Annotated in this window: 16 protein-coding genes; 10 read left to right on the plus strand and 6 right to left on the minus strand. The window is 65.9% G+C overall.

Going from position 1 to position 23,343, the window contains the following annotated elements; all coding sequences use genetic code 11:
• Nucleotides 1-55: 55 nt before the first annotated feature.
• Nucleotides 56-988, plus strand: a complete 933-nt coding sequence (locus ACQPZ2_RS32160; RefSeq protein ID WP_433521874.1) for a bifunctional helix-turn-helix transcriptional regulator/GNAT family N-acetyltransferase — start codon at nt 56-58, stop codon at nt 986-988.
• Nucleotides 989-991: 3 nt separating this feature from the next.
• Here the strand turns inward: ACQPZ2_RS32160 and ACQPZ2_RS32165 are convergent, their stop codons facing one another.
• Nucleotides 992-1,429, minus strand: coding sequence for a MarR family winged helix-turn-helix transcriptional regulator (locus ACQPZ2_RS32165; protein ID WP_433521875.1), 438 nt, complete (start codon nt 1,427-1,429; stop codon nt 992-994).
• 30 nt (nt 1,430-1,459) lie between these two features.
• Here ACQPZ2_RS32165 and ACQPZ2_RS32170 point away from each other — a divergent pair, with 30 nt between their 5' ends.
• Genes ACQPZ2_RS32170 through treY form a run of 3 tightly spaced genes read left to right on the plus strand, consistent with a single transcriptional unit; the run spans nt 1,460 to nt 6,651 of the window.
• Nucleotides 1,460-2,005 carry a cupin domain-containing protein gene (locus ACQPZ2_RS32170; RefSeq protein ID WP_433521876.1) on the plus strand — a complete coding sequence of 182 codons (546 nt, stop codon included), beginning with the start codon at nt 1,460-1,462 and terminating at the stop codon, nt 2,003-2,005.
• Between the two features lie 59 nt (nt 2,006-2,064).
• Nucleotides 2,065-4,185 carry a glycogen debranching protein GlgX gene (gene glgX, locus ACQPZ2_RS32175; protein ID WP_433521877.1) on the plus strand — a complete coding sequence of 707 codons (2,121 nt, stop codon included), beginning with the start codon at nt 2,065-2,067 and terminating at the stop codon, nt 4,183-4,185.
• Between the two features lie 51 nt (nt 4,186-4,236).
• A complete protein-coding gene (gene treY, locus ACQPZ2_RS32180) occupies nt 4,237-6,651 on the plus strand; it encodes a malto-oligosyltrehalose synthase (protein ID WP_433527575.1) in 2,415 nt (804 codons plus the stop codon).
• Here treY and ACQPZ2_RS32185 read toward each other — a convergent pair.
• Entirely contained in the window at nt 6,637-7,821 is a 1,185-nt protein-coding gene (locus ACQPZ2_RS32185) for a DUF2235 domain-containing protein (protein ID WP_433521878.1), read from the minus strand. The two genes, treY and ACQPZ2_RS32185, sit on opposite strands and share 15 nt — an antisense overlap.
• Nucleotides 7,822-8,066: 245 nt before the next feature.
• Between ACQPZ2_RS32185 and ACQPZ2_RS32190 the strand changes: the two genes are divergently transcribed.
• Entirely contained in the window at nt 8,067-10,757 is a 2,691-nt protein-coding gene (locus ACQPZ2_RS32190; RefSeq protein WP_433521879.1) for an ATP-binding protein, read from the plus strand.
• Between the two features lie 568 nt (nt 10,758-11,325).
• Here ACQPZ2_RS32190 and ACQPZ2_RS32195 read toward each other — a convergent pair.
• On the minus strand, nt 11,326-11,541 hold the full coding sequence (locus tag ACQPZ2_RS32195) for a hypothetical protein (protein ID WP_433521880.1): 216 nt from the start codon (nt 11,539-11,541) through the stop codon (nt 11,326-11,328).
• A gap of 85 nt (nt 11,542-11,626) precedes the next feature.
• Between ACQPZ2_RS32195 and ACQPZ2_RS32200 the strand changes: the two genes are divergently transcribed.
• Entirely contained in the window at nt 11,627-12,061 is a 435-nt protein-coding gene (locus ACQPZ2_RS32200; protein WP_433521881.1) for a nitroreductase family deazaflavin-dependent oxidoreductase, read from the plus strand.
• Nucleotides 12,062-12,146: 85 nt separating this feature from the next.
• Nucleotides 12,147-13,505: a threonine ammonia-lyase IlvA gene (gene ilvA / locus ACQPZ2_RS32205; protein ID WP_433521882.1), complete on the plus strand. Its 1,359-nt coding sequence runs from the start codon at nt 12,147-12,149 to the stop codon at nt 13,503-13,505.
• A gap of 58 nt (nt 13,506-13,563) precedes the next feature.
• On the opposite strand, the gene ACQPZ2_RS32210 is transcribed toward ilvA, so the two are convergent.
• Together ACQPZ2_RS32210 and treZ are read right to left on the minus strand one after the other, a co-directional pair.
• Nucleotides 13,564-14,814, minus strand: a complete 1,251-nt coding sequence (locus ACQPZ2_RS32210; RefSeq protein WP_433521883.1) for a serine hydrolase domain-containing protein — start codon at nt 14,812-14,814, stop codon at nt 13,564-13,566.
• A gap of 99 nt (nt 14,815-14,913) precedes the next feature.
• Entirely contained in the window at nt 14,914-16,638 is a 1,725-nt protein-coding gene (treZ, locus tag ACQPZ2_RS32215) for a malto-oligosyltrehalose trehalohydrolase (protein ID WP_433521884.1), read from the minus strand.
• A gap of 108 nt (nt 16,639-16,746) precedes the next feature.
• On the opposite strand from treZ, the gene ACQPZ2_RS32220 reads away from it, so the two are divergent.
• The 3 genes from ACQPZ2_RS32220 to ACQPZ2_RS32230 all read left to right on the plus strand — a co-directional run bounded on the left by ACQPZ2_RS32220 (nt 16,747) and on the right by ACQPZ2_RS32230 (nt 19,328).
• Nucleotides 16,747-17,361 carry a class I SAM-dependent methyltransferase gene (locus ACQPZ2_RS32220; RefSeq protein ID WP_433521885.1) on the plus strand — a complete coding sequence of 205 codons (615 nt, stop codon included), beginning with the start codon at nt 16,747-16,749 and terminating at the stop codon, nt 17,359-17,361.
• 48 nt (nt 17,362-17,409) lie between these two features.
• On the plus strand, nt 17,410-17,982 hold the full coding sequence (locus ACQPZ2_RS32225) for a TetR/AcrR family transcriptional regulator (protein WP_433521886.1): 573 nt from the start codon (nt 17,410-17,412) through the stop codon (nt 17,980-17,982).
• 146 nt (nt 17,983-18,128) lie between these two features.
• A complete protein-coding gene (locus ACQPZ2_RS32230) occupies nt 18,129-19,328 on the plus strand; it encodes a Cmx/CmrA family chloramphenicol efflux MFS transporter (protein WP_433521887.1) in 1,200 nt (399 codons plus the stop codon).
• 407 nt (nt 19,329-19,735) lie between these two features.
• On the opposite strand, the gene dnaE is transcribed toward ACQPZ2_RS32230, so the two are convergent.
• Nucleotides 19,736-23,287 (minus strand): DNA polymerase III subunit alpha, encoded by a 3,552-nt coding sequence (dnaE, locus tag ACQPZ2_RS32235; RefSeq protein WP_433521888.1) that lies wholly within the window; start codon nt 23,285-23,287, stop codon nt 19,736-19,738.
• Nucleotides 23,288-23,343 lie beyond the last annotated feature (56 nt).

Here is a 23,343-nt window from a genome sequence, read left to right on the forward strand (position 1 = left end):
ACCAACTCGACCGTTCCGACGTATTCTTTGACTCAGTCAAAGATTGGGAGCCGCCGTGACCACCGTTGCCGCCGCCGATATCGACGCCGTGCGCGAATTCAACCGCCGCTACACCCGGGTCATCGGGGTGCTACGCGAGGGCCTGCTGGACAGCGAATATTCACTCACCGAAGCGCGAATCATGTTCGAACTGGCCGACTCCGGCGCGAGCGAGGTCGTCACGCTGCGCCGCACGCTCGACTTGGACCCCGGCTATCTGAGCCGCATCCTGGCCCGCTTCGAGAAGGACGGACTGGTCCAGCGCAATCGCTCCGAAAGCGATGGGCGGCGCCAAGAGGTCCGGTTGACCGACCGCGGCAGGGAGATCTTCGCCGTGCTCAATCAGCGCTCGAGCGCGGAAGTCGGCTACCTCCTCAATGCGCACAAACCGGCCGAGCGCGCGCGACTGATCACCTCCATGCGCACCATCCAGCGCATACTCGACGGGCCGGGCCTCGGCGAATTGGTGCTTCGCGTCCCGAAACCAGGCGATTACGGCTGGGTCATCCAGCGCAATGCGGCGCTCTACACCGCCGAATACGGATGGGATACCAGCTACGAGGCACTCGTAGCCCGCATTGTCGCGGACTATCTGGACGACCACGACGCGCGTCGCGAACACGCCTGGATCGCCGAATACGACGGCGAGCCGGTGGGCTGTATTTTCTGTGTCGCGGAGAACGAGACCACGGCCCGGCTGCGGCTACTGCTGGTCGAGCCGACCGCGCGCGGCCTCGGCGTCGGCTCCGCACTGGTCGAGCGCTGCGTGCGATTCGCCACCGAGGTCGGCTACCGCGACATGATGCTGTGGACCAACGACATCCTCACCTCCGCGCGGCATATCTATCAGCGCGCGGGTTTCGAACTCGTGGAATCGAATCCGCACCACAGCTTCGGCCACGATCTGGTCGGCCAGACCTGGCGACTGACGCTGCCGAAGCGGCGGTGAAACTCAGTCGATCAGCGCCTCGTGTACGCGGCTCAGCGATTGCCACAGCTCAGCCAACCCTCGCTCGTTCAGAGTCGCCACCAGCTTCCGTTCGATTCGGCTGATCCGCTCCGCCGCCACGCCGAGCGCCGCATGCCCCTCGGCGGTCAGCACTACGAGCCGTGCCCGCCGGTCATCCGGGTCGACCTTCCTTTCCACATACCCGCACCGCTCCATATGCGTCACCAACTCCCCCATCGACTGCTGGGTCATGCCCGCTTCCTCGGCTAACGCACTGATACGCGACCCTTCCGGCGCCAGATAGCGGAACACCGCGTAATGCGCCGGGCGCAGATCGTCGCGCAGCGCCGCCCGCAATTCCCGATTCAGCTCGCGTTCGAAGGCATGGGTCGCCTGGCCGAGCAGCTTCAACAGCGTGGTGTGCGATTCAACCGTTGACACATTATGAAGGTTACCTTTATATCTGGAGATATGCGAGACACACTCACCTTCCGCAACGGCCACCGCATAACCTTCGTCGAACGCGGCGAGGACGAGCGTGGCCCCTACCTGCGGCTGGAACATCAACTGCCGGAAGCGGACCGGCAGGCGGGCCGCCATTGGCATCCGGTGCTCAGCGAATCGTGGACGCTGCGTAGCGGTCGGCTCCGCTTCAAGATCGATGGCACGGAAACCGTTGTGCATCCGGGTGATTCGCTCACCGCACCGCCGCGCGCGGTACACGAGTTCTGGAGCGAGGCGCCCGATACCGTCTTCGATCACGAGATCCGACCGCCGCTGCGGCACTGGGAGATGTTCCAGCTCTGGCACAACCTCGACGCCGCACACAAGACCACCGTCCGCTCTCGGATGCCGCGCGACCCATTGGCGCTGGCATTGCTGTGGGATTACCAGGACGGCTATCTCGCGGGCATCCCGGTCTGGCTGCAGCATGCGGTATTCGGCGGACTCGCCCGGCTGGCCACCCGGCTCGGCTACCGGCGGCGCTGGCTCGAAACCGGCCCCGACCAGGACTGACTCGCCCGGCCGCAACCACCCGCACGGAGCGCGATCCGGCTGGCGCTAGTGTCGTTGACATGGCTCAGCCCGACGCAGCGCCCGGTGAGGTGACACCCCTCGGTGTCTGGCCCGGCACCGCCTACCCACTGGGCGCGACCTACGACGGCGCAGGCACCAATTTCTCGGTGTTCTCCGAGGTTGCCGACGCGGTCGAACTGTGTCTTATCGCCAGGGACGGCACCGAAACCAGAGTGCCGCTGGAAGAGGTCGACACCTACGTCTGGCACGCCTATCTCCCGACCATCGGACCCGGCCAGCGCTACGGCTTCCGGGTGCACGGACCCTACGATCCCGAGCACGGATTGCGCTGCGATCCAAGCAAATTGCTGCTCGATCCCTATGGCAAGGCCTTCGACGGCGAATTCGACAACGACTCCTCGCTCTACACCTACGGCGAGGATTCGCTGGGGCACACCATGACCGGCGTGGTGATCAACCCGTTCTTCGACTGGGGCGCCGACCGTCCACCGAATCGGCCCTACCACGAGACGGTCATCTATGAGGCGCACGTCAAGGGCATGACGATGACGCATCCCGACATTCCGGAGGAATTGCGCGGGACCTACGCCGGTATCGCGCATCCGGCGATCGTGGAACATCTGAAGGAACTCGGCATCACCGCGATCGAGCTGATGCCCGTGCACCAATTCCTGCACGACCGCGTCCTTTTGGATCAGGGTCTGCGAAACTACTGGGGCTACAACAGCTTCGGCTACCTAGCCCCGCACAACGAATACGCGGCCAGCCCACGCGGCGGTGCGGCGGTCACCGAATTCAAGGCCATGGTGCGCGCACTGCATGCCGAGGGCATCGAGGTGATCCTCGATGTCGTCTACAACCACACCGGTGAGGGCAATCATCTCGGGCCGACCCTAGCCTTCCGCGGGATCGACAATGCGGCCTACTATCGCCTGGTCGACGAGGACCCGTCGCACTACATGGACTACACCGGCACCGGTAACAGCCTGAACGTGCGCCACCCACATACGCTGCAGCTGATCATGGACTCGCTGCGCTACTGGATCCTGGATATGCACGTCGATGGGTTCCGCTTCGATCTCGCTGCCACGCTGGCACGGGAACTGCACGACGTGGACCGGCTCTCGACCTTCTTCGATCTGGTGCAACAGGATCCGGTGGTCAGCCAGGTGAAGCTCATCGCGGAGCCCTGGGACGTCGGCGAGGGCGGCTACCAGGTCGGCAATTTTCCCGGCCAGTGGACCGAATGGAACGGCAAGTACCGCGACACCGTCCGCGACTACTGGCGCGGGGAACCCGCCACCCTCGGCGAATTCGCCTCCCGGCTCACCGGATCCTCGGATCTGTACGAGGCCACCGGGCGCAGGCCGAGCGCGAGCATCAACTTCATCACCGCACACGACGGCTTCACGCTGCGGGATCTGGTGTCCTACAACGAGAAACACAATGCGGCCAATGGCGAGGGCAATCGCGACGGCGAGAGCTACAACCGCTCGTGGAACTGCGGGGTGGAGGGCTGCACCGACGATCCGGAGATACTCACATTGCGCGCCAGGCAGAGTCGTAATCTGCTGGCCACGCTGGTGCTCAGTCAGGGCACCCCGATGCTCGCTCACGGCGACGAGATGGGCCGCACCCAGCAGGGCAACAACAATGTCTACTGCCAGGATTCACCGCTGGCCTGGATGGATTGGTCGCTGATGCAGACGAATTCGGACCTGTTCGAATTCACCAAGCGGGTGATCGCACTGCGCACGGCGCATCCGATATTCCGGCGCCGCCGCTTCCTCGCGGGCCGGCCGATCCGCTCGAAAGAGCACGCCCGCGATATCGCCTGGCTCACCCCGGCGGGTGAGCAGATGACACCCGCCGACTGGGACAGCGGTTTCGGCAAGTCGCTGACGGTCTATCTCAACGGCCTCGGCATCAACGAACCCGGCCCGCGCGGCGAGCGCATCACCGACGATTCGTTCCTGCTGTGCTTCAACGCCCACGACAGCGGACTCGACTTCGTACTGCCCGATCCGGATTACGGCGCCGAATGGGCTGTCGCACTGGATTGTTCGGTGCCCGACGGCCGTGCCGATGCCACCTACCCGGCGGCGAGCACGGTCGCCGTCCCCGCCCGTTGTCTGCTCGTCCTCCACTGCCCCGCATAACCGAAACCGCCGATGACCGAGACGCCGAAGATCGAGACGCCCAAGTCCGATATGCAGACCCACCACACCGACCCCATCTCCCGCGGCCGCACCCCGGCCCGGCAGACGACGGTCCGCAGCACCTACCGACTCCAACTGCGCCCCGACGCGTTGACCTTCACCGATGCCCGCGCGATCGCGGAATACCTACAGCAGCTGGGTATTTCGCATCTGTACCTGTCGCCGATCCTCACCGCGACGGTCGGTTCGACGCACGGGTACGACGTCACCGATCCCACCACGGTTTCGGCGGCCCTCGGCGGCCCGGCCGGACTCAAGGCACTCGCGGACGAAGTGCGCAGCCGCGGTATGGGTTTGATCGTCGATCTGGTGCCCAACCACGTCGGCGTGGCCGATCCCCGGCAGAACCCGTGGTGGTGGGATGTGCTGCGCAACGGCCGCGAATCACAGTTCGCGCATTTCTTCGATATCGACTGGAGTGCGGGCAATGGCGCGGGCGGCCGGTTGGCACTGCCGGTGCTGCAGAGCGAAAACGATCCGGCCGCATTGACGGTGGACCGGTCCGGTTCGGAGCCGATGCTGGCACTGCACGATCTGCGCTTCCCCATCGCGGCGGGCACCGACGGCGACAACGCACTGCGCATCCACGACAAACAGCACTACCGGCTGGTCAGCTGGAAGGCCGGGCTGTGCACCTACCGGCGGTTCTTCGCGGTCGGCAGCTTGGCCGCGGTACGCCAGGAGGATCCCGAGGTCTTCGAGATCACCCACCGCGAGCTGGCGGCGTGGTGTGAACACGATCTGATCGACGGCGTCCGGGTCGACCATCCGGACGGATTGTCCTATCCCACCGCGTATCTGACGAAGCTGCGTCGGCTCATCGGCCCGCACCGGCTACTACTCGTGGAAAAGATCCTCGCCAACCGCGAACCCTTGGACAAGACACTGCCGGTCGACGGCACCACCGGCTACGACGCACTGTCCGACTACGGCGGCGTACTGATCGACCCCGACGGCGAACAGACGCTGACCGAACTGTCGCGCAAAGTCGCCGGGCACGGCAGCGATCGCGCCTGGATCGGCGAAACCGAACACCGCATCAAACGCGCGGTGGCGGAGAACATCCTGGCCCCGGAGATCCGGCGCCTGGTCGCCGCGATCAAGCGCGACGCGCATGCCGAAAGCTTCGACACCATGGCATTGACCAATGCCACCATCGAGGTGCTGGCCTTCATGCCGGTCTACCGGGTGGATTACGCACCGCTGGCGGGTATGACCGGCGCGGTGGTCGCCGAGGTGGAGAAGCGCAATAGCGAACTGACGGTGCCGCTGAGCGTGCTGGTGGCGGCGCTGGCGTCCGATGGCGAGGCGGCCGTTCGGTTCAGCCAGGTCTGCGGTGCGATCACCGCGAAGGCCGTCGAGGACACCATGTTCTACCAGGCGGCGCGGCTGGTCTCGCTGCAGGAGGTGGGCGGCAATCCGGCCCGATTCGGCCACTCGCTCAACGAATTCCACCTGTCCAATAGCGAACGCGCGCAACGCTGGCCCGCCACCATGACCACACTGTCGACGCACGACACCAAGCGCGGAGAGGATGTGCGCGCCCGGATCGGGTTGCTGTCACAGGCCGCGGAGACCTGGGCGCGTGCCGTCGAATCCTGGCAGGAGATCACTCCGGGTCCCGACGGCGCGACGACATTGTTCCTGCTGCAGAACATGTTCGGTGTCTGGCCCGCCGACGGCCGACCGGCCTCGTCCGTGGCCGGACTGCGCGAGCGACTGCATCTGTTCGCGAAGAAGGCGATTCGCGAGGCCGGTGTCCATACTTCCTGGGAGGAACCGGATGTCGGATTCGAGAAGAAGGTGCACGGCTGGCTTGACGCGGTGATCGACGGGCCGATCGGCTCCGAAATCGGTGATCTGGTGCACGAACTCGCCCCGCACGCCTGGTCGGATTCACTGTCGCAGAAGCTGCTGCAGCTGTGCGGGCCCGGAATTCCCGATATCTATCAGGGCTGCGAGCTATGGGAGGACACGCTCGTCGATCCGGACAACCGCCGCCCCGTGGATTTCGCGGCCCGCGCCGGACTGCTGCAATCACTCACCGGTACACCGGCTTTGGATACCACCGGCGCGGCCAAGATGTGGATCGTCGCCTACGCGCTGTGGTTACGGCGTGAACGTCCGGACTGTTTCGTCGGCGGCACCTACCTGCCGCTTTTCGCCACCGGCGAGCAGGAAAGCAGGCTGGTCGCCTACGCGCGCGGCCGGGCCGGTGAAACGCCCGAGGTGATCGTGGCCGCCACCCGGCACAGCCTCGGCCTGGCCGAAACCGGGTGGACCGATACCACTTTGGAGCTGCCGCAGGGCAACTGGACCGACCGGCTGACCGGCCATACCTTCCAGGGCCGAGCTCGATTGGAAAAGCTGTTCGCCCGGCTGCCGGTAGCGCTACTCGTGCGCTGAGGGCTCCTCCGGCGTGATGGCCGTTACCGTGCCGGTCTTCTCGATCAGCGTCTCGGGCACCATGCCGTCGTTGTCCTTCAGCCAACGCCGCAGATTCGCGGGTTGGTAGTCCGCGGCGTCGTGCGCGGTGGAGGCCAGGCGCACGCCGCGATCCCCGTCGGTATACAGCCGCCGCCAGGAATCCCAGTAGAACCGCGGATTACTCGGCTGGCGAATGGTGCGCAGCACATTGAGGATTCGGTATCCGATGCCGAGCGAGCGATGCAATTCCATATGTTTCGCACCCGAAGCCGCGCACCGCTGGGACAGTCCCTCGAGCCGGTCGCGGTCGAAGACGAGTCCGACCGCCTCGGCCTGTTCGACCATCCAGCGCAGCGTGATATCGGAAAGTCCGCATTCCTTGTAGCCGCCGCCGACATCGCTGTGCACGCCCTCGAACCAGACCTGCTTCACCCGGTCGTAGTCGTGGGAGTACTTCACATCCGGTTCGATCGGCACCTCCCAGAGGCACGGTTCGAAATTGCGCCGCCGCTCATCGAGTGCCAGGGCCTGCCGCGCGCAGTAGACATTGCGTCCGAGCTTCACATCGTGGAACCGGTGCCGCAGCGACGTCAGTCCGGGCACGCCGAGTGCGCCGACGGTATCGAAGACCCCGATGAAGTCGATCTTGGCCGGAGCATCCCAGCAGTTCGCCTTGCGGAAGTCGATCCACTCCCGCGGCTCCTTCGGATCCGGATTCTCCGGGGTCCGCTGTGGCGCGGGCTGATGGTGAATCCGCAAGGCCTCCGGGTACTTTCCCTCGATCATCGCATCCGGCGTCATGATTCCGATGCGGCCGATCAGACCCGCCAGGCTACGGGCGGTGTACGCACCGCGGCTGAAACCGAAGATGTAGATCTCGTCCCCCGGCTGCCAGTTCAGTGCCAGATGCCAATACGCCGAGGACAGATTCGCCTCGAGTCCGAGTCCGAACGCACCACCCATCAGGCGGTCGGCCAGGAAGCCGCGCGCGCCCGGCCCGGATACGTAGCTGACCCACTGCGGGATCGACTCCCCCGACGGTCCCGGCGCCTCGTACCTGATCGTCTGCGCGATCTTGATGATATTCGATACCGTGCTGCTGGATTCGGCCTTCCAGGTGCCGTCGCAACAGACCACCAGTCGTTTCATGAGTAGATCCTCCGCCCCGATTGCCGTCGAAACCTGCGTACTCGACTACCCGAATCATCGAGGCATCCGCGGCGGATGTTAATGAAAATGTTGTCTTTCAACGCAAAAGGCACGCTCCGAACGGGATTTTCGCGAGTATCCTGGCGCGGCCACGACCGAGTGGAATCGCCGGATGCCGCTGCCACCCAGGCGTCGATGAAACGGGTGTCGGTCACTCGGGTTCGGTCGGCGGTTACGGTGAGCAGATGCTCCACGGAAGAGAAGTCGAACAAGCTCGGATCGATCGGCTTCTGGAGGCGGCTCGCGCCGGACGCAGCGGGGTGCTCGTGGTGCGCGGCGAGCCGGGGATCGGAAAGACGGCGCTGTTGGATTATGCGGCGGCGCAGGGGATTCCGGCGGTGCGCAGTGCCGGAATCGAGTCCGAAGCGGAATTGCCGTTCGCGGGCCTGCATCTGCTGATCAAGCCGGGAATCGCACTGGTGGACGGGTTGCCCGCACCGCAGCGGGATGCGCTGCGCGGGGCATTCGGTCTGGCACAGCATGATCCGGCGGATCGGATGTTGATCGGGTTGGCGGTACTGTCGCTACTGGCGGAGGAGGCGGCCGAGGGGCCGCTGCTTTGTTTGATCGATGACGCGCATTGGCTGGATCGGGCGACGGCGGAGACGCTGCTGTTCGCGGCCCGGCGACTCGATGCCGAAGGCGTGGTGATCATCTTCGCGACGCGGACCGGCGAACAGGATTTTCCCGCGCCCGGCCTGCCCGAGCTCGCGCTGACCGGCCTGGCGCAGGAGTCGGCGGCCGCGCTGGTGGACAGGCGCGGTCCGGATCTTTCACCCGCTATTCGGTACCGGTTGCTCGCCGAGGCGGGCGGTAATCCGCTCGCGCTGCTGGAGTTGCCCGCAGTTCTGGCGGCCGAGGGCAACGATTCCGGTCACGGGCCGAATCCCCTGCCGCTGACACAGCGGCTCCAGGTGGCATTTCACGGCCAAGTTTCCAGACTGCCTTCAGCCACTCGGACATTGCTGCTGATCGCGGCCGCGGCGGGCACCAACGATCTCACCACGGTGCTGCGTGCGGCCGACGAGCTCGGGGCACACCTATCGGACCTACAGCCCGCCACAGACGCCGGGTTGGTCGGTAGCGATGGCGTGAGTTTCCGGCATCCCCTGCTGCGTTCGGCGGTCTACCAGGGTGCGCCGCTGACGCAGCGGCTCGCCGCGCACGCCGCCATCGCCGCCGCACTGACCGAACCCGAGAACGCCGACCTGCGCGCCTGGCATCTGGCCTCGGCGGCGACCGGGCCGGACGAGACCACCGCAGCAGCGCTGGAGGACACAGCCGATCGCGCGCGTCGGCGCAGCGGCTATTCCGGTGCCGTCGCCGCGTACGAACGCGCCGCGGGTTTGAGCACCGACGCGTTTGCCCGCGTCCGACGGTTGGTGGCTGCCGCCGAAACCGCCAGTGAGGCAGGACAATTGGACCGCGCCAGCCGTCTGGCCGACCGCGCGGCCGGTTTGAGCACCGACCGAATGCTCGGGACGCGACTGGATCTGGTTCGCGCCACCGCGGAATTCAGTGCGGGCAAACCACTCTCGGCGCATCAACTGCTGCTCGCGGACGCCGATCTGGTGCGCACCGACGATCCGGCCCGCGCCGCGCGGATCCTCATGCAGGCGGTGCACACGGCCTGGTACCTCGGCGCACCGGAACTCGCCGAGATCGCCGCGCACATCAACGCATTGGACCTGCCCGACGCCGAACCGATGACACCCATCGCCCGCTACACGGTCGCTGGCATCGACGGCCGATTCACCATCGACCTGCGCGACGCTGCCGCCGCCGCCCGCCGCAACGGTGCGGACAGCCCGCGCGACCTGGTGCAGATGTGCGGCGTCGGGCTGGTCGTCGGCCAGGACGAACAATCCGCGGAGCTGGCGCAGACCCTCATTGCCGAATGCCGCGACCAGGGCCGCATCGCACTGCTGCCCACCCTGCTGTTCTTCCGCGCCGAGACCGAACTGTTCCTCGGCCGACCGCGCGAGGGTCGCATCGCCGCGCTCGAAGGACTGCGGATCGCCGAGGATATCGGGCAGCGGCATTGGATCAGCCAGATGTCGAGCTATCTCGCCTATCTGGCGGCATTGGAGGGGCGCGAACAGGATTGCCGCGAGTTGGTCGACCGTGCCCTGGCCGAAGAACTCGGCGGTGCGGCCGCGCCCGGCGCACCGTGGACGCAGGCGGCGCTCGGCGTGCTCGATCTCGGCCTCGGCAGGGTCGACAGCGCGCTGACCAGGCTGGAGCTGTTGACCGTGGAACCCGCCCGCCACCACGTGATCGGTTTGCGGGCCCTGCCAGATCTGATCGAGGCGGCGGTGCGCATGGGCAGCCCCGAGCGAGCGGGTGACGCGCTGGATCGGCTTCGCGGCTGGGCGAAAGTCTCGCGACAAGAGTGGGTCACCGCGCTGGTCGAGCGCTGCCTGGCATTGACCGGGCCGGAAGCCAAGGCGGACAGCCACTTTCAAGCTGCACTGGAACACGGCGGGCGGCCCTTCGAACAGGCCAGAACCCAGTTGCTTTTCGGTGAACGGCTACGGCGCAACCGTCGAAAGACCGAGGCGCGCAACCAACTTCAGCCCGCCCTGGAAACCTTCGACCGCCTCGACGCCGCACCGTGGGCCGAACGCACCCGCACCGAACTCGCCGCCCTCGGCGTCGGCACCACAACCCGCCCCACCACGGGCGTCCTCGCCCGCCTCACCCCCCAAGAACTCCAGATCGTCCGCCTCGCCGCCCAAGGAATGTCCAACCGCGACATCGCCGCCCAACTCTTCCTCAGCCCCCGCACCGTAGGCCACCACCTCTACAAGGCCTACCCCAAACTCGGCGTCCTCTCCCGCACCGAACTCCGCACCCTCCCCCTCGACGTCGCCTAGGCCTCTTTCAAGATCAGGTGGCACTGGTGGCGGGGGCTTCTCGGCCGATGCCGCCACGGATTCCACCTGATCTTGAAATGGGGTGCCTCCATGGCCACGTCGCTGTTGGTTGGTTGGGCTGCGGTGGGTGCTGTGGTTGGGCACCGACTCCTCGTGTTCGGTGGCCTCGGATAGTTTGCCGTTCGGTGGGTTTGCGGGGTAATGCTGGGCGCGTCGAGTGCCGTACCCGGCTTACCTTCCGCAGTCAGGTGGGCAGGCCCGCGGCTTCCAGCTCAGTCGACCGGCTGTGGTTGCGTTCTCGGGCGTTGTCGAAGGTGGTCAAATGCTGGTTGATGGTGAGGGGGGTTATGGGCCACCAAATGACTGCGGTCGATGAGCTCTAGCCGTCATTTGACTCCCCCGGCGGGCGCGCCGGGCTCTTCGATGGTTCCGGACTGCGCAGGGGTCTTCGCTACGTGCGCGCGCATCCGCAACTGCTCTGGCCGATCGTGATGGTGGGCTTCATCGGAACCTTCGGCTACAACTTCCCGATCCGCGGAGAGCGCCTCAGGGACGACGCACCGTTTGCCTACGCTGTGCCGCGCGCGCCGACCCAGCCGATAACCCAGCGGCCGGTTCCGACCCCGGCGGCGACCAGCACCGCGACCTGCAGCGACCCGGTGATCAGCGCGAGGACCAGGCAGAGGACCAGACCGAGGGCGATCGCCTCGAGTTTGTACATCGGCCACGCGCTGCCTGCGATATCCACCGCCGTGGGGCGAGTCTGAAGGGGGACCACTGCCATGTCGTCAGGCTACACGGATGGGGAAGTTCGGGCTACCTAACATTTCGGCGGGAACAGAGGCGGGCGCCGCGTTGTTGCGGGTGTCATGCCATTGACAGGTGAGTACGCACCGAGCACATCCGATTGGGCCCGTGAGCAGGCCGAGCTGATCGAGAATTCCGGCGGCACCGAGGGCCTGACCCTGCAGGGCAAGCCCGTCATCGTCCTGACCACCAAGGGCGCGAAGACCGGGCTGCTGCGCAAGACCGCGCTGATGCGGGTCGAACACGACGGCGAGTACGCGGTCGTCGCCTCGCTGGGCGGCGCGCCGAAGCATCCCGTCTGGTACTGGAATATCAAGGCCGAGCCGCATGTCGAGCTGCGTGACGGCACTGCGAACAAGGACTACACCGCGCGCGAGGTCTCCGGCGAGGAGAAGGCGCTGTGGTGGGAGCGGGCGGTCGAGGTCTGGCCCGATTACGCGAACTACCAGACCAAGACGACCCGCGAGATCCCGGTTTTCGTCCTCACTCCGCGGTAGCTCCGGCCGGGAAACCGACCGATTGCCGTCCTACGACGCCCACCCGACGCGTCCGCCCGACGCGGCGGGTGGCACCATATTTCGAGTGTCCAATCCGCTTGAACTTCTCGACGACCAGTCCACTTCTCGTCCCGCGCTGACCGCAGACGAGATCGACGCCGCCGCCAAGCGAATTGCCGACATTATCGAGCCCACCCCGCTGCAGCACAGTCCCCGGCTGTCCGCGCTGACCGGGGCGCAGGTCTACCTCAAGCGCGAAGACCTCACCGCCGTCCGTTCCTACAAGCTGCGCGGCGCCTACAACCTGATCGTGCAGCTCACCGACTCCGAGCGAGCCGCGGGCGTGGTCGCGGCCAGCGCCGGTAATCACGCCCAGGGGGTGGCCTTCGCCTGCAATGCGATGGGCATCAAGGGCCGCATCTACGTGCCGACCACCACACCGAAGCAGAAGCGTGACCGCATCCGGGTACACGGCGGCGAATTCGTCGAGCTGATCGCGGTCGGGGAAACCTACGACGCCGCCGCTGCGGCGGCCGCCGAGGATGTCGAGCGCACCGGCGCGACGATGGTGCCGCCGTTCGACGATCCGCGCACGGCGGCCGGACAGGGCACCATCGCGCCCGAATTCCTGGAACAGCTCGGCGGTCGGACCCCCGACCTGGTGGTGATCCCGGTCGGCGGCGGCGGTTGCCTGGCGGGCATCGGCAGCTACCTGCGAGAGCGCTCGCCGAGCACCGGCATCCTCGGTGTGGAACCCGCGGGCGCGGCCTCGATGACCGCGGCCCTGGTCGCGGGTGGCCCGGTGACGCTGCCGGAGATCGATCCTTTCGTCGACGGCGCCGCCGTGCGCCGGATCGGCCGCCTGCCCTATGCGGCGATCGCCGCATTCGGCGGCCGGGTGGTATCGCACGGCTCGCTGCCGCTGCTGACCGCGACCGAATCACCAAGTGGTGCAGGCGCTTTCCGCATGATGCAGGTCGACGAGGGCGCGATCTGCACCACCATGCTCGAGCTGTATCAGAACGAGGGCATCATCGCCGAACCCGCGGGCGCGCTGTCGGCGACGGCGCTGGCCGAAATCACGATCGAACCCGGTTCGACGGTGGTGTGCCTGGTCTCCGGCGGCAATAACGATGTGTCCCGCTACGGCGAGATCATCGAGCGCTCGCTGGTGCACCGCGGCCTGAAGCACTATTTCCTGGTGGATTTCCCGCAGGAGCCGGGCGCGCTGCGGCGCTTCCTCAACGAAGTGCTCGGTCCCGACGACGACATCACCCTGTTCGAATACGTCAAGCGCAACAACCGGGAAACCGGTGCCGCGCTGGTCGGTATCGAACTCGGTGCGCCGGAAGGGCTCGGCCCACTGCTGGAGCGGATGCAGGACTCGCCGATCCAGTGCGAGCGATTGGATCCGGGCTCCCCGGCCTACCGCTACCTCACCTAGAGACCCACTCGACCCGAACCGGCCGCGCGAACATCGTCCGCGCGGCCGGTTTCAGCGTTTATGCGGCCTCTGGCGTCTCCACTACGGTGACGGACCGGCGGGTCGTGCGCACACCCGTCATGACCATCGGCAACAGCCAACCGGCCGCGGCCTGGTCGAAGCTCAACTGCGCGGCCGAGAGGCGATTGTGGACGAATCCGACGGACAGGCCGAGACGGGGTTCGGCCCAGCCGAAGGAGCCACCGAGGCCGATATGACCGAAGCCGCCGTGCGCGCCCGGCATCGGAAGTGAGTGATAGCCGAGGCGCCAGAGCATGGGCGCGTAGAACAGGGTGCGGTCGAGCCGGTAGGTCCGGATTCGACTGAGCGCCTTGATGGTTTGCGGCGTCAGATACTGCACGCCGCCCGCCATGCCACCATTGGCCAGCGCGCCGTACATGGTGGCCAGCGCGGGGGCGGTGCAGACGCCGTTGCCCGCACCGAGTTCGGTATCGAGAATCGGCGGGATTTCACCCTCCAGGATGGTCTCCAGTCCGGGCAGGAACAGGCACCGTGCGGCCGCGCCGAGCGCACCGGGCAGGCCGTAGCTGCGACCCAGAACCCTTGTGCTGACCGGCTTTCCGATCAGACTGAGCTGGGATCCCGCCAACGGCGCGTAGACGGTCGACGATTGCGCGGACGGCTTGCCCAGGTGCAGACCGTCGATGCCGAGCGGTTCGGCGACCTCGGTGCGGAACAGCTCCGCCATCCCCTGGCCGGTAATGGCGCGGGCCAATCCGGCGAGCAACCAACCGAAGGTGAGCGCATGATAGGCAGGGGTGCCCAGCAGACGATCGGGTTTCGCGGCGGCAAGACGCCGCTCCATCAGCTGGTGGTCGAGCACATCCTCGAGCCCGGCCGCGATCGGGTTGAGGCCACCGAGTCCCGCGCTGTGCGTCATCACCTGACGAATGGTGATATCGCCCTTGCCGTTCTGGCCGAACTCCGGCCAGTACTCGGCCATCGGCGCTTCGTAGTCGAGCAGACCCCGATCGGCCAGCCGGTGGATGACCGTCGCGGTGATGCCCTTGGTGGCGGAGAAGATGATCGCGCCGGTGTCCTGGCTCCAGGGTTTGTCACCCGCGCTCCCGGTCCAGATATCGACCAGCGGTTCGCCGTGCAGATGGACGGCCAACGCGCCGCCCGCCCCCCGACGGCGCCCGAAGACCTTCGCGAATGCGCGTACCAATGGTGCGAATTCGGTGGCGGCGCTGCCACCCACCCCATCGGGGAGATTCGCTAGGTCCCCGGGTGAAGCCACGTTGCTCATATTCCAAAGGTAATGGCGCTGGTCACACTCGGCAATATTGTGTCTCGGACAGTTATATTCAGGAGGTTTTCGGTAAACGCTTTCCGACCTGGGGTTCCGCTATGCGCCGGTGAGTATCACGAACGAGTGGCCCGGTATCTCCGTCGCGGAGACGCCTTCGGTCGCGGGTTCCCAAGACAGCAGCGAAAGACCGGCGATAGGCACGCTGACCTGCTCTTCGGAAAGATTGCACACCAGCGTCAGCGGGCCACGGCGCACCGCGATCCAGCGGGCATTCTCGTCATAGTCGACAGATACATGCGTGAGCCGCGGGTCCGTTATTTCGGCTCGCTCGCGTCGCAAACCGATCAGCTTTCTATAACAGGACAGCAGCCGTGTGTGGCGATCGTGTTCGAGTTCGGACCAATTCAGCTTCGACCGCAGGAAGGTTTCGGGGTCCTGCGGATCCGGAATCTCGTCGCTGTCCCAGCCGTGTTCGGCGAATTCGTCCTTGCGGCCGGTGGCGGTGGCGGCCGCGATCACCGGATCGGTGTGCGAGGTGAAGAACTGGAACGGGGTGCGCGCGCCCCACTCCTCCCCCATGAACAGCATGGGCGTGTATGCCGAGAACAGCACCAATGCGGCTTTGATCGCCAGCTGCCCGTCGGTGAGGTAGGCGCTGGGACGGTCCCCGATCGCCCGATTGCCGATCTGATCATGGGTGCAGGTATAGGCGAGCAACGCGCTCGCCGGGATGAGCCGGGTGTCGATCGGACGGCCGTGGATGCGACCGCGGAAGCTGGAATAGGTTCCGGCGTGGAAGAATCCGCGCGTCAGTGTCTGGGCCAGACAGCGCAGCGAACCGAAATCGGTGTAGTAGCCCTGGCGTTCACCGGAAACCGCGGTGTGCACCGCATGGTGCAGGTCGTCGTTCCATTGACCGGTCAGGCCGTAGCCGCCTGCGGCGCGTGGGGTGATGAGCCGCGGATCATTGAGGTCGCTCTCCGCGATCAATGTCAGCGGCCTACGCACATGTGCGGCAAGGGATTCGGTGTCGGCGGCCAGTTCGGCGAGCAGGTGGGTGGCGGTGCGGTCGACGAGTGCGTGCACCGCATCGAGTCGCAGTGCGTCGATATGGAAGTCGCGCAGCCAGCGCAGGGCGTTCTCGATTATGAAGCGGCGCACCGAATCCGAGTACGGACCGTCGAGATTGAGGCTCTGCCCCCAGGTATTGCGGCCTTCGGTCAGATAGGGCGCGAAGCGGGGCAGATAGTTGCCGGAGGGACCGAGATGGTTGTGGACGACATCGAGGGCGACCGCTAAACCCTTTGCGTGGCAAGCATTCACGAAGCGCTGCAAACCATCCGGTCCGCCGTATGGCTCGTGGACGGCATACCAGAGCACACCGTCGTAGCCCCAGTTGTGGCTACCGTCGAAGGCGTTGACCGGCATCAACTCGACCATGGTGATACCGAGTTCGACGAGGTGGTCGAGGCGCTCGACGGCGGCGTCGAAGGTTCCCTCGGGAGTGAAGGTGCCCAGATGCAGTTCGTAGATGATCGCGCCCGCCAGTGGGCGGCCGGTCCAGTTCGCATCGGTCCATCCGGCCGGATCGAGGGCGTGCAGCGCCGAGCGGCCGTGCACGCCGTCGGGCTGGCGCGCCGAGCGCGGATCGGGCAGGACGGTCGGGTCGTCGTCGAGCAGGTAGCCGTAGCGCGTACCCGGTACGGCGTGCACATCTGCCCGCCACCAACCGTCGGGCGACCTTGTCATCGGATGCACGGCGCCATCGACCTCGATGCGCACCCGTTCCGGTCGCGGGGCCCATACCTCGAACAAGGTCACCGAGCCAGCATCGCATGTCGGCGATCGCACGGCCCGCCGACACATGACGCGCCCTTTCCGACCGACTGACCATTGCCCGCGGCGCGCGGATCCTGACAGAGTGGGTGCGTGGGCATCTACAACGATCAGTTCGTGCCGCGGCTGGTGAATCTGGTCTGCGGGGCCAAGATGAACAATCCGCAGCGCGAGCGCGCCTGCGCCGGATTGCACGGACGCGTGATGGAGCTCGGCTTCGGATCGGGACTGAATATCCCGTTCTATCCGACTGGGGTCGAGTCGATCAGCGCCGTGGAACCCGCCGACCTCGGCTGGCGCCTGGCGGACAAGCGGCTGGCCGAAGCCACCGTGCCGATCGAACGCGCCGGACTCGACGGCCAGTCGCTGCCCTTCGCCGATAACAGCTTCGACTCCGCACTCTCGACCTGGACGATGTGCACCATTCCGGATATCGCGGCCGCGCTGGCCGAGGTGCGCAGGGTGCTCGTTCCCGGCGGAACCCTGCATTTCGTCGAACACGGGCTCGCGCCGGATCCGGGTGTCCAGGCGTGGCAGCACCGGTTGAATCCGATCGAGAAGGCGATTGCGGGCGGTTGCAATCTCGATCGCGATATTCGCGGCACCCTCGAGAGCGCCGGATTCGAGATCCGCGAGTTCGACGAGTTCTATGCGGACGGACCCAAGTTCCTCGCCGCGCTGTCGCTCGGAGTCGTGGTCTCGCCGTAGTCCCATCCATATTGGACTGATTAGTTCAAAACGTGCTAGCTTGAACCCATGGCACGACCGAAGGCGTTCGACGAGGACCGAGCGGTGGACGCGGCCATGCGGGCGTTCTGGTCCGCGGGCTACGAGGGCACCTCGACCCAAGACCTCTGCGACGCAACAGGTCTGGGCCGCAGCAGCATCTACAACACCTTCACCAGTAAGCACGAACTGTTCGACCGGGCACTGCGGCGGTATATGAGCAGCAAGAACGCCTCCATCTTCGAAGTGCTCGACGGCGACCTGCCCGCGCGAGCGAAGATCCGGACGCTACTGCGCCACACCATCGATGCACCGGCCGACGACCCCATCGGCTGCCTGGTGGTCAACTCGACGGTCGAGTTGGCGCCGCGCGATCCGGGAGTGGCGGCGACATTGCGCGCCGACCTGGAGCGCAGGCTCGACGCACTGACGGCGGCCATCCGCGCGGGCCAGCGGTCCGGCGAGATCGATGCGGGCAAAGATGCCCGCACGCTGGCCCATTTCGTGATCACCACGATCAGCGGTATGCGCGTCGCGGCACGCGGTGGAGCCGATAGGGAAACTCTGGAGGCGATCGCCACCACAGCGTTGAGCGTGCTCTAGCCTCCACCTCCGCCGCCATCAACGTCGAATGGGAGCACTAGCGGGAACTAGGCCACCGCTGCTCGCCCGGCGCAGCATTCAGCCCAGCGTCGCTTCTTTCTGCTCGAATTTTGAACTGATCAATCCAAAATGGAAGAGGGCTCTCGATGCCACTAGCCGTCTACATACTCGGGCTATCCATATTCGCCCAGGGCACCTCAGAGCTGATGCTCTCCGGCCTGCTCACCCAAATGGCCGGTGACCTGGGTGTCTCCATACCCCAAGCAGGCCTGCTGATTTCGGCATTCGCTCTGGGCATGCTGGTGGGCGCACCCGCACTGGCCGTGATCACCCTGCACTGGCCGCGCCGCACCGCCCTGTTGGCCTTCCTCGGAGTGTTCATCGCGGCCCATGTGGTGGCCGCGCTGACCCCGGGCTACTGGGTGCTCTTCGGAACACGGGTGATCGGGGCATTCGTCTACGCCGGATTCTGGGCGGTCGCCGCGACCACGGCGCTGAGCCTGGTGCCGGAGAACGCCCGGGGTCGGGCCATGAGCATTGTTGCCGGCGGGCTGACCGTGGCCAATATCGTCGGGCTCCCGGCAGGTACGGTGATCGGCCAGCATCTCGGCTGGCGGGCGGCGTTCTGGACGGTCGCCATCCCGTCCGCGCTGGCCATGGCTGGGGTGGCGGCCAAGATTCCGGGCGGACGCCCTGCCCAGGTGCCGGATCTGCGCCGCGAACTGCGCACCATGGTCAATCCGCGCCTGTGGCTGTCCTACAGCACGACCGCGCTCTCGACCGGCGCACAGCTGGTCATCTTCGCTTACCTCGGCGCACTCCTGGCCCGCGCCACCGGAATCGCGGAGAGCTGGATTCCCTTGGTGCTCACCCTGTACGGCATCGGTGCGCTCATCGGTATCACGGTCGGGGGCCGAGCCGCCGACGCCCATCCCTTCCGAGTACTGACCGTCGGCATGATCGGGTTGATCGTCATCTCGGCGGTGTTGGCACTGACCGCGACCGAGCCCGCACCGGTCGTACTCCTCGTATTCCTATTGGGCGCCTTCGGATTCGCCACGAATCCGGCACTGAACACCCGCGTATTCGCACTCGCCGGGGCCGCACCCACCCTCGCGACCGCAATCAACTTCTCCGCATTCAATGTCGGCATCACCGTCGGCCCCTGGCTCGGCGGCCTGGCCATCGGCGGTGGTCTCGGCTACCCGTCGGTCGCCTGGATCGGCGAGGCCTTCGCCATCGCGGCACTGGCCACCGTCGCTTGGGCGGCGGCCCTACACCGCCGGGCCCAGGAGGTTGACACGGTCGGCCCACCGGATCGGGTAATGGCCGAACTTACTGCCTGAACGCGTATTGCCAGCTGGAAGTCATCGCCTCGATCGGCGTGGTCTTCGCGGCACTGGCCCCGTTTGGTTGCGCGGCCGCCCTATACCGCCGGGCCCAGCAGGTCGAGACGGTCAGCCCGGTGGATTGCGCCATGGTCGGACTCAGGTCTGAATACGCACCACCGCAACGCTTCTCGATCGGACCCCGCCGACAGTGAATACGGCGCGGACTGCACCACCTTCGCCAGTGCCGCAACTGCCCGAACCCGTCCGGGGTTCGGGCAGTCGGGCGATTCACCCTGCTCCGGTGGCCGCGCACCGTCTTCGCGTCCGCCGAGGTTCGCACCGAAAACACGCACGATCTCCGAGATGCGGCGACCACACGAGAACGTTCGCGGGACCGCCGCAATCGATTCAGACGAACACCGTCAGCCCGCGAGACAGCCTGGACCGAGCAGCGCCTTGAGGTCGCCCATCAGGGCCGAGGACGGTGAAACCCGCAGGCTGTCATCCAATTTCCACAGCGACGTATTGTCGCGTGCGCCCACATGGCGGACATGGACGTCCGCGGTGCCCGGATGTCTCGACAGGATGCGCTTGAGCTCGCCGATCTTGTCGGGCGTGCACAGCCGCGTCGGCATGACGACCGCCAACGGCTTGGCCACACCGATCGAAGAGAGGTCGGGGACGGCGAGATCGTTGGCGATCAAGGAGATCCGGTCGTCGCGCACCGACACCCTTGCCTTCACCAGGACGACCGCATCCTCCACCACATCCGCGCCGTACACCGAATAGGCCTGCGGGAAGAACAACACCTCGATACCACCGGTCAGATCCTCGATCTGCGCCGAGGCCCAGGCCAGGCCGTTCTTATTGATGCGACGGTTGACCGAGGCGAGGATGCCGCCGATGGTGACCTGGGCGCCGTCCTTGATATCACCTTCGAGAATGGCCGGAATCGCCGTATCCGCCTGTGCCGCAAGGACATGTTCGACACCGTTGAGCGGATGCCCGGACACGTACAGGCCGAGCATTTCCCGCTCGAGCGCCAGCTTGTGCTTGGTCTCCCACTCGTCCTCGGGCACTTTCACATTGAAGACCGAGGCCACCGACTCGTCGCCGTCGTCCAGGCCGCCGAACAGGTCGAACTGGCCGATCGCCTCGGCCTTCTTGGTGGACATCACCGCATCGATGGCATCGGAATGCACCAGCAGCAGACCCTTGCGCGGATGTCCGAGCGAATCGAATCCGCCCGCCTTGATGAGGGATTCGGTGACCTTCTTGGTGCAGGCGATGGCGTCGATCTTGTTCAGGTAGTCCGAGAAATCGGTGAACTTCGACTTCTCCTTGCGCGCCTGGATGATCGAGGTGACGACATTGGCGCCGACATTGCGCACCGCGCCGAGGCCGAAGCGGATGTCCTTACCCACCGAGGCGAAGTTCATCTCGGATTCATTGACATCCGGCGGCAGCACGGTGATCGCGAGGCGGCGGCAATCGGACAGGTAGACCGCGGCCTTGTCCTTATCGTCGCCGACGGAGGTGAGCAGGGCCGCCATATATTCGGCGGGATAGTTCGCCTTGAGATAGGCGGTCCAGTAGGAGATCAGGCCGTAGGCGGCGGCGTGCGATTTGTTGAACGCGTAACCGGCGAACGGAAGGATGGTGTCCCACAGCGCCTTGATGGCCGCCTTGGAATATCCGTTGGCCTGCATGCCCTCCTCGAAGCCCTCGAACTCCGCGGCCAGCACCTCGGCCTTCTTCTTACCCATCGCGCGGCGCAGAATATCTGCTCGACCGAGCGAGTAGCCGGCCACTTTCTGCGCGACGTGCATGATCTGCTCTTGGTAGACGATCAGGCCGTAGGTCTCGCCGAGGATGTCCTTTAGCGGCTCCTCCAGCTCCGGATGGATCGGCTTGACTTCCTGCCGGTCGTTTTTGCGGTCGGCGTAATCATTGTGCGCGTTCATGCCCATCGGGCCGGGGCGATACAGCGCGCCGACGGCCACGATGTCCTCGAACGCGGTCGGCTGCATGCGGCGCAGCAGATCACGCATGGGCCCACCATCGAGCTGGAACACGCCGAGCGTGTCACCGCGCGAAAGCAATTCGTAGGTGCGCGAATCGTCGAGCGGCAGCCGGTCCATATCCAGGTCGATGCCGCGGTTGGCCTGGATGTTCTCCAGCGCGTCACCGATCACGGTCAGGTTGCGCAGACCGAGGAAGTCCATCTTCAACAGGCCGATGGCCTCACACGACGGATAGTCCCAGCCGGTGATGAGCGCACCGTCCTGGGGCCGCTTCCAGACCGGGATCGCGTCGGTGAGCGGATCACAGGACATGATGACCGCGCAGGCGTGTACACCGGCGTTGCGGATCAGGCCCTCGAGGCCGCGCGCGGTTTCGTAGATCTTCGCGACATCCGGATTGCTCCCGATGAGTTCGCGCACCTCGGCGGCCTCTTTGTACCGCTCGTGCTCCGGATCGGTGATACCGGACACCGAGATGTCCTTGGCCATGATCGGCGGCGGCAGCGCCTTGGTGATCTGGTCGGCGATGGCGAATCCGGGCTGGCCGAACAGCACTCGCGCCGAGTCCTTGATGGCGGCCTTGGTCTTGATGGTGCCGAAGGTGATGACCTGGGCGACCCGGTCGGCGCCCCACTTCTCGCTCGCGTAGCGGACCATCTCACCGCGACGGCGATCGTCGAAGTCGATATCGATATCGGGCATCGACACGCGCTCGGGATTGAGGAACCGCTCGAAGAGCAGACCGTGCGGAATCGGGTCGATATTGGTGATGCCGAGTGCGTAGGCGACCAGCGAACCGGCCGCCGAACCACGGCCGGGACCGACGCGGATGCCGACCTCGCGGGCGTGGTTGATCAGGTCGCCGACGACGAGGAAGTAGGCCGGGAAGCCCATCTCCAGGATGACGCCGATCTCGTACTGGGCGCGGTCCAGATAATCCCTGGGCGCGCCGTCCGGGAAACGACGCCGCAGCCCGAGGTCGACCTCGCGGCGCAGCCAGCTTGCCTGGTCGTGGCCATCGGGCACCGGGAAGATCGGCATCCGGTCGCGGTGCTGCCACACCTCGTCGTAGGACTGCACCCGCTCGGCGATCAACAGGGTGGAATCGCAGGCGCCGGGCACCTCCATATCCCAGATCGCCCGCATCTCCTCCGCGGACTTCAGGTAGTAACCGTCACCGTCGAACTTGAAACGCGTTGGGTCACTGAGTGTTTTACCGGTCTGGATGCACAGCAGCGCCTCGTGGTTGGTCGAGGCGTCCTTGGTGACGTAGTGGCAGTCGTTGGTGGCCAGCGGCCGGATCCCGAGCTTTTTGCCGATCTCGAGCAGTCCCTCGCGGACCCGGCGCTCGATGGACAGGCCGTGGTCCATGATCTCGAGGAAGAAATTGTCCGGTCCGAAGATCTCCTGCCATTTGGCCGCGGCCTCGAGGGCCTCGCGGTCGTGGCCGAGGCGCAGGCGGGTCTGCACCTCACCCGAGGGGCAGCCGGTGGTGGCGATGATGCCCGCGGCGTGCTCGGCGATGATCTCCTCGTCCATGCGCGCCCACTTGCCGAGCTGACCTTCCAGCGAGGCGAGCGAGGACAGCTTGAACAGGTTGTGCAGGCCGGTCGCGTTCTCCGCGACCATGGTCATATGCGTGTAGGCGCCGGAACCGGAGACGTCGTCGCCCTTCTGGCTGGGATCACCCCACTGCACGCGCTTGGTGTCGAACCGGGAACCCGGTGCGATGTAGGCCTCGATGCCGATGATCGGCTTGATACCGGCCTTCTTGGCGGAGTTGTAGAACTCCGAAGCCCCGTACATATTGCCGTGGTCGGTCATCCCGACCGCGTTCATTCCCAGCCGGTTCGCCTCGGCGAAGAGCGGAGAGATTTTGGCCGCACCATCGAGCATGGAGTACTCGGTGTGGTTGTGCAGGTGAACGAACGATCCGGACGAGGCGGCCAAGACGGTCCTTCCTCCCAAGGTCTCGACGGGGGTTGGTGTAGCGATTCTAGGGGTCC

The organism is Nocardia pseudovaccinii, assembly GCF_050942345.1.
Lineage (GTDB): Bacteria > Actinomycetota > Actinomycetes > Mycobacteriales > Mycobacteriaceae > Nocardia > Nocardia pseudovaccinii.